The sequence below is a fragment of the Thioclava sp. DLFJ4-1 genome (assembly GCF_002020145.1).
In the GTDB taxonomy this organism is placed as follows: domain Bacteria; phylum Pseudomonadota; class Alphaproteobacteria; order Rhodobacterales; family Rhodobacteraceae; genus Thioclava; species Thioclava sediminum.
This window is the reverse complement of the sequence record NZ_MPZT01000001.1, coordinates 1-14,648: the sequence shown is the minus strand read 5'-3', so window position 1 is coordinate 14,648 and position 14,648 is coordinate 1. Positions and strand designations below refer to the sequence as shown.

The following is a 14,648-nucleotide window of genomic DNA, read 5'->3' as shown; positions in this document are numbered from 1 at the left end:
CCCGGCCGGGGCAAAAAAATCTGAATTGTAAGGACGAGCCTCAGGCCAGACGGGCCTGCAGGCTGCGGCTCTGCCAGCGCAGGATACCTGCGACTGTTGCCCAGTAGACGATCCAGCCGCCCAGTGTCGCGGCGTCCGGCGCGGCGCGATAGCCGGTCAGCGCCGAGATCAGCCCGCCAAGACGGCCCCCGTCATCGAGCACCGCGCTCATATCCCAGAGCGGCGCGCCGAAGGGCAGGATGCCTGCCGAGACGAGATCATCGACACCGGTGGTGAAAAGCGCCGCGCCCAGAAGCAGCAGCATGACCTCGGACACCCGGAAGAAGCCGCGCCACGGCATGAAACGCGCCCCGGCCCGCAGCGCCGCATAGCTTGCCCCAGCGGCTGCCACGCCCACGGCGATCGAGGCCAGAACCCCCGCCATCTCGCTCTGCTTCGCTGCCGCTAGCGAGCCATAGAGGAAGACCACCGTTTCCGAGCCTTCGCGTGCCACTGCCGCCATCGCGAGAATGAAGACCGCCCACCAGCTTTGGCGTATCGCGGCGGCTTTCAGCCCGGCCTCGAGGTCGCGTTTCAGTGTGCGGCCATGGCCGCGCATCCAGACCACCATCTGCACGATCAGCCCGGCTGCGACGAAGACCATCACCGTCATCAGGTCCTGCCGGACATCCGCCGACAGAAGCTTCGAGAAGCCCAACAGCGTCAGCGCAAAGGTAAGCGCCAGCGCGAGCCCCGTCAGCACGCCACCCCAAAGGAAGCGTGCCGCTCGACGTCCGGCGCCTTCATGCGCGAGCCAGCCCGCGAGAATGCCGATGACGAGAAGCGCTTCGACGCTTTCGCGCCACAGGATGAAGATGATCTGTCCGTCCATGACATTCTCCTGCGGGTGGAAGATGGATTATTTGACGACGATCGTGCCCTTGGCGGTGTCGAGATCCTCGTGGAATTCCTCGACGAAGGGATAGTTGCCAGCAGGTAGTGCCGGAAGGTCGATCGTCTCGGTCTGGCCCGGCGCGATGATCTTTTCGATACGCAGGCGCTTGCTCTCGAATTCCGCTGCAGTCTTGCCGGTATTGGAAACGGTGAGCGTCACCCCGGTGTCCGCTGGCAGGTCGATCATTTGCGGAGCGATGACCCCGTCTGTCAGGGTGATCGTGGGAACGGCTTCATCTGCCACGGCAAGGGCCGGCGCACAGGCCAGCACGATGAACGCGGGAATGATGCGTGAAATACGGGTCATGATGTTCCTGCTTGTCTGTTCGCCCGTCGAATAACCGACAAAAATACTTGGGTCAATAATTCCCGATAAAAATGCTAAGCTGTTTCGCCCGCAAATAGGCGCTCGACGCTGAACGGGCCGCGTCTGACCTTCCTCACTTCCAAAGAGCCAAAGCAAACCGCGGGTCGATGACCGGCGGGTCATGAGCGGAATAATATTCATTAATCGTAATGGCTTGCGTTGGTCCGATGCGCCGCCAGAGTATGGTCCACTTAAGACCCTCTGCAACCGATGGAAGCGCTGGAGGTGAGTGGCTGAACGCCACTGGTCCGAGAGAAGCCACGAACGGGGTATTTTCGCCCGGATGATGGAGGGGCTTGCTTCCGAGGCCGCCGACCGGAAGACAGTGATGATCGATGTGAGCAGGCGAACGCCATGCGTTCGAGTGAGCCTGCGCACCTATCTCAAGGCGCACCGCACGGCTTCAAGCCTGCGGTTGAAAAGGGGGGGCGTGGCACGCTGATTGGGCGGAGTTCGAAGATCAGAAAACGATCCGGGGGATCGTTTTCCTGAGAACGGGTGGCATGAACACCAAGTTGCATGCCGTCACGGACGCGAACGGCCGCCCGATCAAGTTCTTCATGACAGCCGGCCAGGTCAGTGACTACGCCGGTGCTGCGGCCCTGCTGAGCAGCCTGCCCGAGGCCGAAGGGCGGCTCTCCGCCCAGGCCACCGAGCGGGTAGCGGTCGGCCCTAAGCTGACATCTGTTTTTGTGAGAACGCTGCGTGAGAACGGCGGAGCAAAAGTCGGTCACGGTATCGGCGGGATGCGCCTGCTGCGGGCGGCGTAGAAGTCGTCCAATTTTGCCCTTTCTGGCGACAGGGAGGGTTCGAAGATTTTTCACCGTGGACTCGTATCGCAAGGTTCGACTTGCCTGCGCCGAGGAGATCGTCAAGCTTGCCACCGCAAGCCTGCCGGTTCGGTAATCGAGGAGGAGCCGATGTCGGAGACAATCGAAGAGGACAGCGCCAAGCCCCAGCCCGCCGATGACGTGGCGCGCGAGGTCGATCTCCCGTGGTGCCAGCCCAAGCCCGGCCACGAGGATGTCCGCGCCCCCGATCTGATCCGCGAGATCATGGCGCATCCGAACTACCTGCAGGCCGATGAGGATGTCGATTTCCTCAACCGCGACGACATGCGCGGCCCGCGCCTGCAGCTCGATTACCAGAAGGCCGAGACGCTGCTGCGCGAACAGGGCATCGCCCATTCCATCGTGGTCTTCGGCGGCACCCGCATCCCCGAACCGGAAGCCGCGCGCGAGAAGCTGGCCGATATGGAGGCCCGCAGCGCGGCCGATCCCAGCAATGACGATCTGACCCGTCGCGTCGAGATCGCCAGACGCGTCGTCGCGAAAAGCCGCTATTACGACGTCGCCCGCGCTTTCGGCCAGATCGTCGGTGCGCGCGAGGGCACGCATGGCAACCGTCTGGTGATCGTCACCGGCGGCGGGCCGGGGATGATGGAGGCCGCCAATCGCGGCGCCCATGATGCGGGCGCGCGCACGGTGGGGCTCAATATCACGCTCCCGCATGAGCAATTCCCCAACCCCTACATCACGCCGGGCCTGTGTTTCCGCTTCCGCTATTTCGCCCTGCGCAAGCTGCATTTCCTGATGCGCGCGCGGGCGCTGGTGGTGTTTCCGGGCGGCTATGGCACGCTCGACGAGCTGTTCGAGACGCTCACGTTGATCCAGACCCGCAAGATCCGCCCGCTGCCGGTGATCCTTGTCGGGCGCGACTATTGGAGCCGGGTCTTCGATCCGGAATTCCTTGTGGAGGAGGGGGTGATCGACCCCGAGGACCGCGACCTGTTCTGGTATGCCGAAAGCGCCGATGAGATCTGGGAGGATATCGGGCGTTGGTATGCGCAGTTCGGTCGCAATATCGACGAACCAATGGGAGGAGAGGATGAAGATTTCATTTCACGGTGCCGCGCATGAGGTGACGGGGTCCTGCCATCTCGTCGAATGCGCGGGGCGCAAGATCCTGATCGATTGCGGCATGTTCCAGGGCCGCTCGGAACTGACCGAGGATAATGCCGCGAAATTCGGATTCGAGCCCTCGGAGATCGACATGGTGCTGCTGACCCATGCCCATCTCGATCACTGCGGGCGGCTGCCGCTTCTGGTCAAGCGCGGCTTCAAGGGCGAGATCATCGCGACCTCGGCCACGCGCGATCTGGCGCGACTGGTGATGCTCGACGCGGCACATCTGCAAGAGGAAGAGGCGCGCCATCATCACCGCCATGGGCGGCGCGGCGGGTCGCGTGAGGCGCTTTACGACACGATGGACGCGCTCGATGCGGTGGATCGGTTCGGGCGCAACGCCACCTATCGCAAGACGCTCTCGCTGTTTGACGGGATCGAGGCGACCTTTTTCGACGCGGGCCATATCCTCGGCTCGGCCTCGATCCGGCTTGACCTGACCGAGCATGGCCGCACCCGAAAGGTTCTGTTCTCGGGCGATCTGGGCCCCGACAATCGCCCGCTTCTCAACGATGCCGACCCGCCCGAGGATGCAGATATCGTGGTGATGGAAACCACCTATGGCGAGCGCGACCATCGCGGGCTCGAGGCCTCAATCGCGGAATTCCTCGCCGCGATCCGCGCGACCACGGGGCGGGGCGGCAATGTCATCATCCCGACCTTCGCGCTGGAGCGTGCGCAGGAGCTGCTGTGGTTCCTGCGCGAGGGGATGGCCTCGGACGAGATCGAGAAATCGCTGCGGGTGTTCCTCGACTCCCCGATGGCGATCTCGGCGACCCGGATCTTCGCGCGCCATGACGAGGCGCTGCGCCCGGAACTGGCCGAGATCATTCGCAAGGGGCGCGACCCGTTCCAGCTGCCCGAGCTGCATTTCACCCGCGAGACGCAGGACTCGATCGCGCTCAACGAGATCCGCTCGGGGGCGGTGATCATGGCGGGCTCGGGGATGTGCACGGGCGGGCGGGTGCGCCATCACCTGCGCCACCACCTCGCGCGGCAAGAAAGTGCTGTGATCTTCGTGGGCTATGCCGCCGAAGGGACCCTGGCGCGGATCATCGTGGACGGGGCGAAGCACGTGAAGCTTTTCGGCGAGGAGATCCCGGTGCGTGCGCAGATCCACACGATCAACGGCTTCTCCGCCCATGCCGATCAGAGCGATCTGAAACGCTGGCTGGCCCGCACCCGCCACCCGGAAAAGATCTTCCTCGTGCATGGCGAGAAAAAGTCGATGGAGGCCTTCGCGAAAGGGCTCGATCCGGCGAAGGTCGTGATGCCCGAGCTGCACCAGAGCTTCGAGCTCTAGCCGCGCTTCACAGCCCCGGCAGGTCGATCGCGACGGCCGCGTGATCGCTTGCATGGGGGCGGTGGCGGCCGATGCCGGGCAGGTGCTCGCCAGCGTAGCGGGCGGCCTCGGTGCCCAAGCCCTTGCGCAGGATACGCGGCACCGCATCGGGGTAGCGCGCGGCCAGCGCGGGCGAGGCGAGCAGCACATCGGGGCAATGGTAGCGCCCCGAATGCGGATCGTAATAGGTCCAGCGCTCGGGGCGCGGCATCCGCGCCATCAGATCCACGCTGAACCCGTGTTCTAGCGGCGCCGTCGCGCGGAGCAGGGGGCGCTCGGGGTCGTCGGGTTCGTTCAGATCGCCAAGGATCAGCCAGAGCGCTTCGGCCGGAACGTCGAAGTGCCGCTCGATCAGCGCCCGTGTCGCCAGCGCCTCAAGGCGCCGGGTGCGCCAGGCGGCGGCCTCGTCGGGGTAGGGCGATTTGAAATGCGTGATGAACATCGTCAGCGCGCCCACTTCGACCATCAGGCAATCGCGCCGGAAGACCGGCATCTCGGGATCGACGCCCTCGGGCAACTCCAGCCCCAGATCGCCCGGCGTCAGAGCGGCATGGCTGCGCACCGCTCCCAGCGCGCGGCGCGACAGCACCGCCAAATCGAGCCCGCGCCCGTCATTGCCCGGCAGGCAGACCAGCTCGGGGTAAGGCCGCGTGCCGGTGGGCAGCAGGTAGCGCGCGTGGAAGTGCTCCAGCGTCGCGAGGTCGAACACCTCCTGCAGCGCGACCAGATCGGCGTCGATCCCGGCGAGCAGTTCCGCCGTCAGCCGCCGGTCGATCGGATCGAGGCGCGGGTCTTCGGGGTCGTCGCTGTCCCAAGCCCCATGCAGCCGCCCCAGCTCCCGGTTCGGTAGCAGGCGCATGTTTTGGGTGTTGAGGCTCGCGATCCGCATCTTGGCGTCAGCATCGCATGGGCGGGGCGGTTTGGAACAGCGCGAATGCGTCCTTCGAGCCTCCCCCAATGAAGGGATCCGCCGTTATGTTTAGGAAAACGGAGGATCAGAATGGCTGCGAAGCGACACAAGCCGGAAGAGAGTGTCACGGTGTGAGGGGGCTGTGGCCCCAGTGGGGCCGCGCAAGCGAGCCGATCGCGCCGCGGCCGGTCTCTAGATTGCGCAAGGCCGGGATGCTGACGCCCGCTGATGAGGCGACAGCTGCCTGAGTGTGGCCGAGTGCGCGGCGGCGGGCGCGTAGAGGGAGGGCGGGGAGTGTCAAACTATGTTTCTGAAAGTGGCTTTGGAAATGGAACGATAGTCTTACATGGATCGAGGGCTCTGGCCGGTCTGAAAAGATTGCCGCTCGATGATTTCGAAACCCAGATCGCGCACGGCGGGGCGTGGGTCCTGACCTTCGAAACGTGCCAGCAATGCCTCTGCGGCGGTGCGGCCGAGACGATCGCGATCGACCCGCACCGTGGTGAGCGACGGGGCGATATCGGCGGCGAAATCTTGATCGCCGAAGCCGATGACCGAGAGCGTGCCGGGGACGTCGATCCCGCGCACTCGCGCCTCGATCAAGACGCCATGGGCCAGCAGGTCCGAACTGCAGAAGATCACGCCGGAGCGGAAGCCGTGAATGTCGATGGCCTCGGCGAGCCCGGCGCGACCGGCAGCCAGACTTGCCGGTCCGGGGCAATCGACCCGGGTCACCGGCTCCCCGCCAGCGGCCTCGAAATCGCGGGTGAATGCCTCGCGGCGGCGATGCGCGCGCGCGTCATTCGCGGTGACCGTCGCGGCGCGCTGGCTGCCCGCGCTGCGCACGAAGCTGGCCACGGCGCGCCCCGCTTCGGCGTGGCTGAAGCCCACGCAGATGTCGATCGGGGTGTCGGTGATGTCCCAGACCTCGACCACGGGAATGTCGGCGCCGATCAGCATCCGCCGCGATTGTGCGGAGTGGTGGATGCCCGTCAGCAGTACCGCGTCGGGACGGCGCGAGAGGTGGGTCGCGATCAGTGCCTCTTCGGTTTCAGGCTCGAACCCTGTTTCGGACAGCAGGATTTCGTAGCCGTTGGCGCGCAGGGTCGCGCTGAACGATTGCAGCAGCGACGAATAGACGATGTTGGTGAGCGACGGCACCAGAGCCGTCACCAGTTTTGAGCGGCTCGAGGCCAGCGCGCCCGCCACGGCATTGGGTACGAAGCCGGTGGTGCGGATCGCCTCGCGGATTTTCTCGAGCGTCGCGGGCGAGACCTTGGACGGGTCCGAGAGCGCGCGCGAGACCGTGACCTGCGACACGCCGGCAATCCTGCCGACGGTCGCCATGGTCACGCCGCCGCCGCCGCGACCGCCGGGGCCGCGCTTTCGGCTTTGCTCGGGATCCGTATCCATCATGCCCATCGTTTTTCCCGATCTGCGCGATTTGCGCAACCATTCCGCGCTTAGCCGGGCTGCGACGGATTGGCCGTTTCGGAATCCCGCTTTGCGCGGCGAGACAAGTAGATCGAGCCCGCAACCGACCCCACGATCAGGAGCCACAGGACAACCGCGATCCAGCTCTTGGTGAAGAAGATCGTGACCGAGCCGAAGCTCTCGAGCGTCTTGACGAAATAGACCTCGGCGGACGGGCCCAGAATGAAGCCGATGATGAAGGGCGCGACTTCGAGGCGCAGCTTGGTCATCAGCCAGCCGAAGAAGCCGAAGATTGCCAGCGTCCAGACGTCGAACATGATCCCGTAGTTGATCGTGTAGGCACCGATCACACACATCATAAGAATGACCGGGAACAGGATGTGTTTCGGGATCGCGACGGCGAGCGCGAGATAGCGGATCGCGAAATACATCGCCACGAACATCGCAATATTCGCGAGCAGCATGCCGAAGATCATCATGTCCCACGTCGCGGGATTGTCCGAGATAAACAGCGGCCCGACCTGCACGCCTTGCAAGGTGAAAGCACCGATCAGCAGCGCGGTCGTGGAGTCGCCCGGAATGCCCAGCGACAGAAGCGGGACCAGCGCGCCCCCCGTCAGGCCGTTATTGCCCGATTCCGAGGCGATGATGCCCGCGGGTTCGCCCTTGCCGAACCGTTCGGGATGGCGCGAGAAGGTCTTGGCGTTGGTATAGCTCAGGATCGACGCCGCCGAGCCACCTACACCGGGCAGAATGCCCACGAAAGTGCCGATCCCGGACGAGCGGATCAGGTTCAGGGCCTGACCCTTGAAGACGCTGAACGAGAAGCGCGAATGTGCGCCGACCTTGATGTCGCTCAGCGACTGGCCCTTGGGTACGCCATACTCCGCCTCCTGCAGGATCGCCGCGAGACCGAAGAGGCCGATCAGCACTGGCAGCAGCGAGAACCCGTCCTGCAGCCAGTATTCCGTGCCCGGCGGGATCAGGCGCTCCTTGCCGTTGCCGCCGTTCGAGACGTCATAGGTGCCGATCAGGCTGATGAAGATGCCCAGCACGCCCGAAAAAATGCCCAGCAGCATGTCCGACGACAGTGCGGCCATCACGGTGAGGGCGAAGAAGATGATCAGGAATTTCTCGACATAGGAGAACTTGATCGCGAAATCGGCCAGCACCGGCGCGAACAGGAATAGCGCGAGAAGGCTGAGAATGCCGCCCACGAAAGACGACACGATGCCGATCTTGAGCGCCTTTTCCCCTTCGCCACGCTGCGCCATCGGGTGCCCGTCGAAGGTGGTCGTGATCGAGCTTGGCGTGCCCGGAATGCCCAGCAGGATCGCTGGCACCAGCCCGCCCGAGATGCCGCCCACATAAAGGCCGAGCAGAAGACCGAGGCCGTTCACCAGCCCCAGCGAATAAGTCAGCGGCAGGCAGACTGCGACCGCCATCGTGGCGGTCAGGCCCGGGATCGACCCGAAGATGATGCCGACCACCGTCCCCGAGACGGTCAGCAGTACGAAGAGCGGGGTGATCTGGTCGAGAAATTCCATGATGTGGGTCCGATCAGGGCAGGGTGAGGTAGAACAGGTCGCCGAAAAGCCACCACACGAATGTGGGCGCGATCAGCGCGGTCAGCGCGAGCGGCCAGACCTGCCGCCAGCCGCGCTGATGCAGGAATAGGAGACCGTTCAGGAAGACGAATGGGATCGAACAGAGCAGGAAACCCATGCCCGTGTTGGGCCAGATATTGCCTACCGGCTCCATCGCCGAAAAATAGACCAGCAGCAGGACGAGCGTGCCGAAGAAGCGCAGCTTGTCCATCTGCGCGAAGATACCGCGCCAATGCGCGCCCGAAGCGAGGATCGCGCGGCGATGCGTGATCGCGATGGCGATGCCCAGCAGGGCGAGAATGCAGGCGATAATGGTCGGAAAGATCAGATGCGAGGTGTCGAAGTTGATCTTGATATGGGTCAGGCTGCCCATGCGGCCTCCGCGAGATTGCGATGCGCGAGAAAAATAGCCCGGCCGAACGGGTCGGCCGGGCCTTCGAAAACGGAGCGGATCAGCTCGAGGTGATGTCCTCGATCACCTGCTTATAGGTGTCCGCTTTTTCGGTGAGATGGGACTGAGCCTCGTCGGTCGGCAGGTAGTTCGGGATGAAGAACGCGGCCTTCTGACGCTTCTCGATCTCGCCTTCCTTGTAGATTTCGGCAAGCGCATCGGAGACCGCTTTGCTGATCGCCGGGTCCATGTCCTTGTTGAACAGGAAGAAGAATTCCTTGTCGAAGGTGAAGTCTTCCTTGCCGTCGAGCGTGACGTTGGTCTCGGGGCTCGCGTATTTCAGCAAGTCCGCACGGGTCGTCTTGCCCATGCCTTCCTCGGGTGCCTGTTCGAGCGTTTTCTCGCGGGCGGTGATCCAGACGAAGCGCATCGCTTTCTGATCGTCGGCGGGAAGCTGGGTGAACTGCTCGTTTGCCTGGATCGAGCCGTTGATCACATCGGCCAGCCCGTCCCACATCGCCTGGTTCTTGTCAGATTGCGAGCCGGTGTTCACCGCGACGATGTTCTTCTCCGAGCCCGGGTTCATCACCTTGGCGGCGTTCTTCATCGCCGAGAAGCCGATTTCCGAGACGCCACCCGGCTGGATCGCGACGCGGATCTTGGTGCCGTCGGCCGCCGCTTTGAAGATGTCGTCCATCGACTGATAGGGCGAGTTCTTCGGCACGAGATAGGCGTTGCCCGGGTTGATCGCGACGGTCGGGCCGACCGCATAGGTCTCGAAGGGGTTCTCGTAGCCGGTCTGGCCATAGAGCCAGCCGAGATAGGATTGATCGTGGAAGATCATCCAGGTGGTGCCGCGGCTGTCGCGATCGAGCGCTTTGAAGGCCGCGGATGCGCCGACTGCGTCGACTTTCACATTGATGCCAAGCTTCTTGGCCAGCGCATCGGCCACGATGGCGGAGTTCTGATAGGTGTCGCCGCCGGTCGATTTAGAGCCGATCACAAGGCGCACGTTGCGCGGCAGCTTCGTCTCGGCAAGCGCCGCAAGGGGGCGCGTGGCTGCCGCGGCCGCCAAGCCGGTGACGAGTAGCGTTCTACGGTTAATGGACATGTTTCCCTCCCAGTGAGCCGCGTGAGGCGGCAATTTTCGTCGGGCCCTCGCTCCTGTGGCCCGGCGCATGAATACGCATACATGCTTTTTCAGCATAGCAAATGCATTCTGTCAATCATCAGGCTGATGGAATCCTCAAAAACGTGATTGGCGCCTTTATAAAGGTGTTTCGTTCGTGCAATCGTGTTGACAGTCTAAAATGAATGCGCATACACAAAACGAGAAGATACGGGAGGAACACATGACCGAGTCGATCCGCAAGCAGCCTTCCGAGCTGCGCAGCGCCCGCTGGTATGCGCCCGATGACCTGCGCAGTTTCGGGCATCGGTCGCGGATGATGCAGTTGGGCTATTCCGAAGAAGATTATCGCGACAAACCGGTGATCGGCGTGCTCTCGACATGGTCGGAGCTGAACTCATGCCACAGCCATTTCCCCGAGCGGGTGCAGGACGTGAAACGCGGCGTCGCGCAGGCAGGCGGTTTCGCTGTCGAGATGCCGACGCTCAGCGTCGACGAGAGCTTCACCAAACCGACCTCGATGCTCTATCGCAACATGCTCGCGATGGAGACCGAAGAGATGATCCGATCGCACCCGCTCGATGGCGTGGTGTTGATGGGTGGCTGCGACAAGACCACGCCCGGTCTCGTGATGGGCGCGATCAGCGCGGGCGTGCCGATGATCTTCCTTCCCGCCGGCGCGATGCTGCGCGGCCATTACGCAGGCAAGATCCTCGGCTCGGGCTCGGATGCGTGGAAGTTCTGGGACGAGCGCCGCGCGGGCAATATCACCGACGAGGAGTGGCTTGGCGTGCAGGGCGGCATCGCGCGTTCGGCGGGCACCTGCATGACGATGGGTACCGCGGTGACGATGATGTCGATCACCGATGCACTGGGGCTTACGCTGCCCGGCGCGTCGTCGATCCCGGCGGTGGATTCGGGGCACAACCGGATGTCGGCCGACTGTGGGCGTCGCATCGTCGATATGGTCTGGGAAGACCTTACGCCCGACCGGATCGTCACCGAAGCGGCGGTGCAGAACGCGGCTCTCGTCGCGATGGCGACCGGCTGTTCGACCAACGCGGTCGTCCACCTTATCGCGATGGCGCGGCGGGCAGGGATCAACCTGACGCTCGACGATCTCGACCAGCTGGGTCGCACCACGCCACTCGTCGCCAATGTCCGGCCCTCGGGCAAAGATTATCTGATGGAAGATTTCTTCTACGCGGGCGGTCTGCGCGCGCTGATGAAGCAGATGGAGGATCGTCTCGACACCTCCTGCCTGACCGTGACCGGCAAAACCATCGGCGAGAACCTCGAAGGGGCGCAGGTGTATAATGACGACGTGATCCGGCCGCTGTCGAACCCGGTCTATCACGAGGGCTCTCTGGCGGTGCTGAAGGGCAATCTCTGCCCGAACGGCGCGGTCATCAAGCCCGCGGCCTGCGATCCGAAATACTACAATCACGAAGGTCCGGCACTGGTCTTCGACAGCTATCCCGAGATGAAAAAAGCGGTCGATGACGAGAACCTCGACGTCACGCCCGACACGGTCATGGTGCTGCGCAATGCAGGCCCGCTGGGCGGTCCGGGGATGCCCGAATGGGGCATGCTGCCGATCCCGAAGGCGCTGATCAAGCAGGGGCATCGCGACATGCTGCGGATCTCGGATTCGCGGATGTCGGGCACGTCTTACGGTGCCTGCGTGCTGCATGTCGCCCCGGAATCCTTTGTCGGCGGCCCGCTCGCGCTGCTGAAGACGGGCGATATCGTCCGGCTCGATCTGGCGAACCGGCGGCTCGACATGCTCGTCGACGAAGACGAGATTGCGCGTCGCCGTGCTGCGTGGACGCCGCCGGAGCCGCGCTTCGAGCGGGGCTGGGGCTGGATGTATTCGCGCCACGTGACGCAAGCCGACAAGGGCTGCGACTTCGACTTCCTGCAGGCCGATTTCGGTCAAGCCGCAGGCGAACCCGACATTTTCTAAGGAGGGCTCCATGAGCTTCGATCTCGACAAAGCCTTGGGCGGAATCTCGGGCATCCTCGTGACGCCCTACGGCGAAGACGGCAATCTCGCGCCCGATCGGCTGAGCCCGATCATCGACCGCGCGCTGGGGGCGGGGATGCATATCCCTGTCGTCAACGGCAATACCGGCGAGTTCTATGCGCTGACCACCGACGAGGCCTGCACGATGGTCGCGGAAGTCACCGCGATGGTGGATGGCCGCGCGCCGGTTCTGGCAGGCGTCGGACGCGGTATTCGCGATGCGTGCAAGCTGGCCGAGGCTTCCGCGAAGGCGGGCGCGTCGGCGCTGATGGTGCACCAGCCGCCGGACCCTTTCGTCTCGCCGCGCGGCACGGTGGAATATGTCCGTCAGGTCTCCGAGGCCGGGGGCGGGCTGCCGCTGATGCTCTATCTGCGCAACGACGCGATCGGCACCGACGGGATCAAGGCGCTCTGCGATCTGCCCGGTGTGAAGGGCGTGAAATGGGCGACGCCGAACCCGCAGAAACTGGCCGATGCGATTGCAGCCTGCGATCCTTCGATCACTTGGGTGGGCGGTCTGGCCGAGGTCTGGGCGCCCGCGCTTTACGCCGTGGGCGCGCGCGGCTTCACCTCGGGGCTGATCAACATCTGGCCCGAGCGGTCGATGGCGATCCACGCCGCGCTCGAGGCGAGCGACTACGTTAAGGCCAACGCGCTGATCCGCGAAATGAAACCCTTCGAGGACATCCGCGCAGAGGAGTTGAACGGCACCAATGTGACTGGCGTGAAAGCAGCGCTGATCGCGACGGGCCACGATTGCGGGCCCACGCGTCCGCCCTCCGCCTGGCCGCTGACCGAGACGCAGCAGACGAAGATGCAAAGCTTTCTGCGCGCGAACGGACTCGTTTGATGCGTGATCGCACGATCATCGTCACCGGAGCCTCGGGCGGGATCGGTCGCGCCACTGCCCGGGCCTTCCTCGCTGCGGGCTGGCGTGTCGGTCTGATCGGACGGCGCGAAGAGGCGCTCAACGAAGCGGGGCAGGGCGACGCCAAGGCATTGGCGCTGCCCTGCGACGTGACCGACGAGGCCTCGGTCGAGGCAGCTTTCGACCGCGCGATGACGGAATGGGGCCATATCGATGCGCTCTTCAACAATGCAGGCGTCGGACTGAAATCGGTCCGCGTCGATGAGGTGAGCCTCGAACAGTGGCGCCGTGTGATCGACACCAATGTGACCGGGATGTTCCTCTGCGCGCGCGCCGCATTCTCACGGATGGCGGCGCAGGTGCCGCAGGGCGGGCGGATCATCAATAACGGTTCGATCTCGGCGCAGGTGCCGCGGCCGGGTTCGATCGCCTACACCGCTTCGAAACACGCGGTCACGGGCATGACGCGCAGCCTCTCGCTCGACGGGCGGGCGGTGAATGTCGCCTGCGGCCAGATCGACATCGGCAATGCGCGCACCGACATGGCCGCAAGTCAGGCCAAGGGCGTGCCGCAGGCCGACGGGCGTATCGCGGTCGAGCCGATGATCGACGTCGACCATGTCGCCGCTTCGGTTCTGCACATGGCGCAGCTGCCGCTCGAGGCGAACGTTCAATTCATGACGGTGATGGCCGCGGCCATGCCTTACATCGGGCGCGGATGACGCCCAGCGAAAAGGAGACATCATGACCTTCACCCCGCACGGACAACACCTGATCGCTGGCGAATGGATCGGCACCGACAAGACGTTCTCTTCCGATCCAGCCCATGGGCCGAGCCATGAGTTCTGCGTCGGCACGGTCGAGATGGTGAATGCGGCCTGCGAGGCAGCTGAGGAGGCATTCTGGGACTACGGCTATTCGAGCCGTGAGACCCGCGCTAAGTTCCTCGAGACTATCGCCGACGAGATCGACGCACGCGGTGAGGCGATCACCGAGATCGGTACGCAGGAAAGCGGTCTGCCCGAAGCGCGCCTGAATGGCGAGCGGGGCCGCACCGTGGGCCAGCTGCGTCTCTTTGCCAGCCACATTCGCAACGGCGACTATCTCGACCGCCGCCATGACGAGGCGCTTCCCGATCGCCAGCCGCTGCCGCGCCCGGATCTGCGGATGATGCAGCGTCCGATCGGCCCCGTGGCCGTCTTCGGCGCGTCGAACTTCCCGTTGGCGTTTTCGACGGCAGGCGGCGACACCGCCGCCGCGCTGGCCGCGGGGTGCCCGGTCGTGGTGAAGGGCCATTCCGCCCATCCCGGCACCGGCGAAATCGTGGCCGAGGCGATCAAGGCCGCAGTCGAGAAATGCAACATGCCCAAGGGCGTCTTCAGTCTCATCCAGGGCGGACGCCGTGACGTGGGTCAAGGGCTCGTGCAGCATCCGCTGATCAAGGCGGTGGGCTTCACTGGTAGCTTGGGCGGGGGCCGCGCGCTGTTCGATCTGTGCGCCCAACGCCCCGAGCCGATCCCGTTCTTCGGCGAGCTCGGCTCGGTCAACCCGATGTTCCTGCTGCCTGAAGCGGCGAAGGCGCGCGGCGCCGAGATCGGCACCGGCTGGGCAGGCTCGCTGACGATGGGCGCGGGCCAGTTCTGCACCAATCCGGGCATCGCCGTGGTCGAGGACGGC

Annotated in this window: 13 protein-coding genes and 1 pseudogene; 7 read left to right on the top strand and 7 right to left on the bottom strand. The window is 64.3% G+C overall.

Annotation, left to right across the window (positions count from 1 at the left end):
- Nucleotides 1-40: 40 nt before the first annotated feature.
- Both BMI85_RS00070 and BMI85_RS21280 read right to left on the bottom strand, forming a co-directional pair.
- Nucleotides 41-871: an FTR1 family protein gene (locus BMI85_RS00070; protein WP_078520048.1), complete on the bottom strand. Its 831-nt coding sequence runs from the start codon at nt 869-871 to the stop codon at nt 41-43.
- A 27-nt stretch (nt 872-898) separates the two neighbouring features.
- A complete protein-coding gene (locus BMI85_RS21280) occupies nt 899-1,240 on the bottom strand; it encodes a cupredoxin domain-containing protein (protein WP_168174711.1) in 342 nt (113 codons plus the stop codon).
- A gap of 139 nt (nt 1,241-1,379) precedes the next feature.
- Here BMI85_RS21280 and BMI85_RS00060 point away from each other — a divergent pair.
- From BMI85_RS00060 to BMI85_RS00050, 3 genes and pseudogenes are all read left to right on the top strand, one after another.
- Nucleotides 1,380-1,941: pseudogene (locus tag BMI85_RS00060) on the top strand (transposase); the annotation flags it as partial.
- Nucleotides 1,942-2,220: 279 nt separating this feature from the next.
- On the top strand, nt 2,221-3,219 hold the full coding sequence (locus BMI85_RS00055; RefSeq protein WP_078599071.1) for an LOG family protein: 999 nt from the start codon (nt 2,221-2,223) through the stop codon (nt 3,217-3,219).
- Entirely contained in the window at nt 3,188-4,567 is a 1,380-nt protein-coding gene (locus BMI85_RS00050; protein WP_078599070.1) for an MBL fold metallo-hydrolase, read from the top strand. The genes BMI85_RS00055 and BMI85_RS00050 overlap by 32 nt, the downstream gene beginning before the upstream one ends.
- A gap of 7 nt (nt 4,568-4,574) precedes the next feature.
- Here the strand turns inward: BMI85_RS00050 and BMI85_RS00045 are convergent, their stop codons facing one another.
- The 5 genes from BMI85_RS00045 to BMI85_RS00025 form a co-directional block, all read right to left on the bottom strand.
- Nucleotides 4,575-5,465 carry an endonuclease/exonuclease/phosphatase family protein gene (locus tag BMI85_RS00045; RefSeq protein WP_246832455.1) on the bottom strand — a complete coding sequence of 297 codons (891 nt, stop codon included), beginning with the start codon at nt 5,463-5,465 and terminating at the stop codon, nt 4,575-4,577.
- 393 nt (nt 5,466-5,858) lie between these two features.
- Nucleotides 5,859-6,932: a LacI family DNA-binding transcriptional regulator gene (locus tag BMI85_RS00040; protein ID WP_246832454.1), complete on the bottom strand. Its 1,074-nt coding sequence runs from the start codon at nt 6,930-6,932 to the stop codon at nt 5,859-5,861.
- Nucleotides 6,933-6,979: 47 nt separating this feature from the next.
- A complete protein-coding gene (locus tag BMI85_RS00035; protein WP_078599068.1) occupies nt 6,980-8,497 on the bottom strand; it encodes a tripartite tricarboxylate transporter permease in 1,518 nt (505 codons plus the stop codon).
- A 13-nt stretch (nt 8,498-8,510) separates the two neighbouring features.
- The gene (locus BMI85_RS00030) at nt 8,511-8,930 is read right to left on the bottom strand and encodes a tripartite tricarboxylate transporter TctB family protein (protein WP_078599067.1); all 420 of its coding nucleotides are present in this window, start codon (nt 8,928-8,930) and stop codon (nt 8,511-8,513) included.
- Nucleotides 8,931-9,009: 79 nt separating this feature from the next.
- Entirely contained in the window at nt 9,010-10,059 is a 1,050-nt protein-coding gene (locus tag BMI85_RS00025; protein WP_078599066.1) for an ABC transporter substrate-binding protein, read from the bottom strand.
- Between the two features lie 241 nt (nt 10,060-10,300).
- On the opposite strand from BMI85_RS00025, the gene araD reads away from it, so the two are divergent.
- The 4 genes from araD to BMI85_RS00005 all read left to right on the top strand — a co-directional run.
- The gene (gene araD, locus BMI85_RS00020; protein WP_078599065.1) at nt 10,301-12,043 is read left to right on the top strand and encodes an L-arabinonate dehydratase; all 1,743 of its coding nucleotides are present in this window, start codon (nt 10,301-10,303) and stop codon (nt 12,041-12,043) included.
- 10 nt (nt 12,044-12,053) lie between these two features.
- Nucleotides 12,054-12,953 carry a dihydrodipicolinate synthase family protein gene (locus tag BMI85_RS00015; protein WP_078599064.1) on the top strand — a complete coding sequence of 300 codons (900 nt, stop codon included), beginning with the start codon at nt 12,054-12,056 and terminating at the stop codon, nt 12,951-12,953.
- Nucleotides 12,953-13,693, top strand: coding sequence for an SDR family oxidoreductase (locus tag BMI85_RS00010; protein ID WP_078599063.1), 741 nt, complete (start codon nt 12,953-12,955; stop codon nt 13,691-13,693). The genes BMI85_RS00015 and BMI85_RS00010 overlap by 1 nt, the downstream gene beginning before the upstream one ends.
- A gap of 22 nt (nt 13,694-13,715) precedes the next feature.
- On the top strand, nt 13,716-14,648 hold a 933-nt coding region (locus BMI85_RS00005; protein ID WP_143594942.1), incomplete at its 3' end, for an aldehyde dehydrogenase family protein.

Bases quoted from the DNA above. Each gene is read 5' to 3' on its own strand.
- BMI85_RS00040 (WP_246832454.1), bottom strand. From the start codon at position 6,932: ATGATGGATACGGATCCCGAGCAAAGCCGAAAGCGCGGCCCCGGCGGT.
- BMI85_RS21280 (WP_168174711.1), bottom strand. From the start codon at position 1,240: ATGACCCGTATTTCACGCATCATTCCCGCGTTCATCGTGCTGGCCTGT.
- BMI85_RS00015 (WP_078599064.1), top strand. From the start codon at position 12,054: ATGAGCTTCGATCTCGACAAAGCCTTGGGCGGAATCTCGGGCATCCTC.
- BMI85_RS00070 (WP_078520048.1), bottom strand. From the start codon at position 871: ATGGACGGACAGATCATCTTCATCCTGTGGCGCGAAAGCGTCGAAGCG.
- BMI85_RS00055 (WP_078599071.1), top strand. From the start codon at position 2,221: ATGTCGGAGACAATCGAAGAGGACAGCGCCAAGCCCCAGCCCGCCGAT.
- BMI85_RS00035 (WP_078599068.1), bottom strand. From the start codon at position 8,497: ATGGAATTTCTCGACCAGATCACCCCGCTCTTCGTACTGCTGACCGTC.
- BMI85_RS00030 (WP_078599067.1), bottom strand. From the start codon at position 8,930: ATGGGCAGCCTGACCCATATCAAGATCAACTTCGACACCTCGCATCTG.
- BMI85_RS00045 (WP_246832455.1), bottom strand. From the start codon at position 5,465: ATGCGCCTGCTACCGAACCGGGAGCTGGGGCGGCTGCATGGGGCTTGG.
- BMI85_RS00010 (WP_078599063.1), top strand. From the start codon at position 12,953: ATGCGTGATCGCACGATCATCGTCACCGGAGCCTCGGGCGGGATCGGT.
- araD (WP_078599065.1), top strand. From the start codon at position 10,301: ATGACCGAGTCGATCCGCAAGCAGCCTTCCGAGCTGCGCAGCGCCCGC.
- BMI85_RS00025 (WP_078599066.1), bottom strand. From the start codon at position 10,059: ATGTCCATTAACCGTAGAACGCTACTCGTCACCGGCTTGGCGGCCGCG.
- BMI85_RS00050 (WP_078599070.1), top strand. From the start codon at position 3,188: ATGAAGATTTCATTTCACGGTGCCGCGCATGAGGTGACGGGGTCCTGC.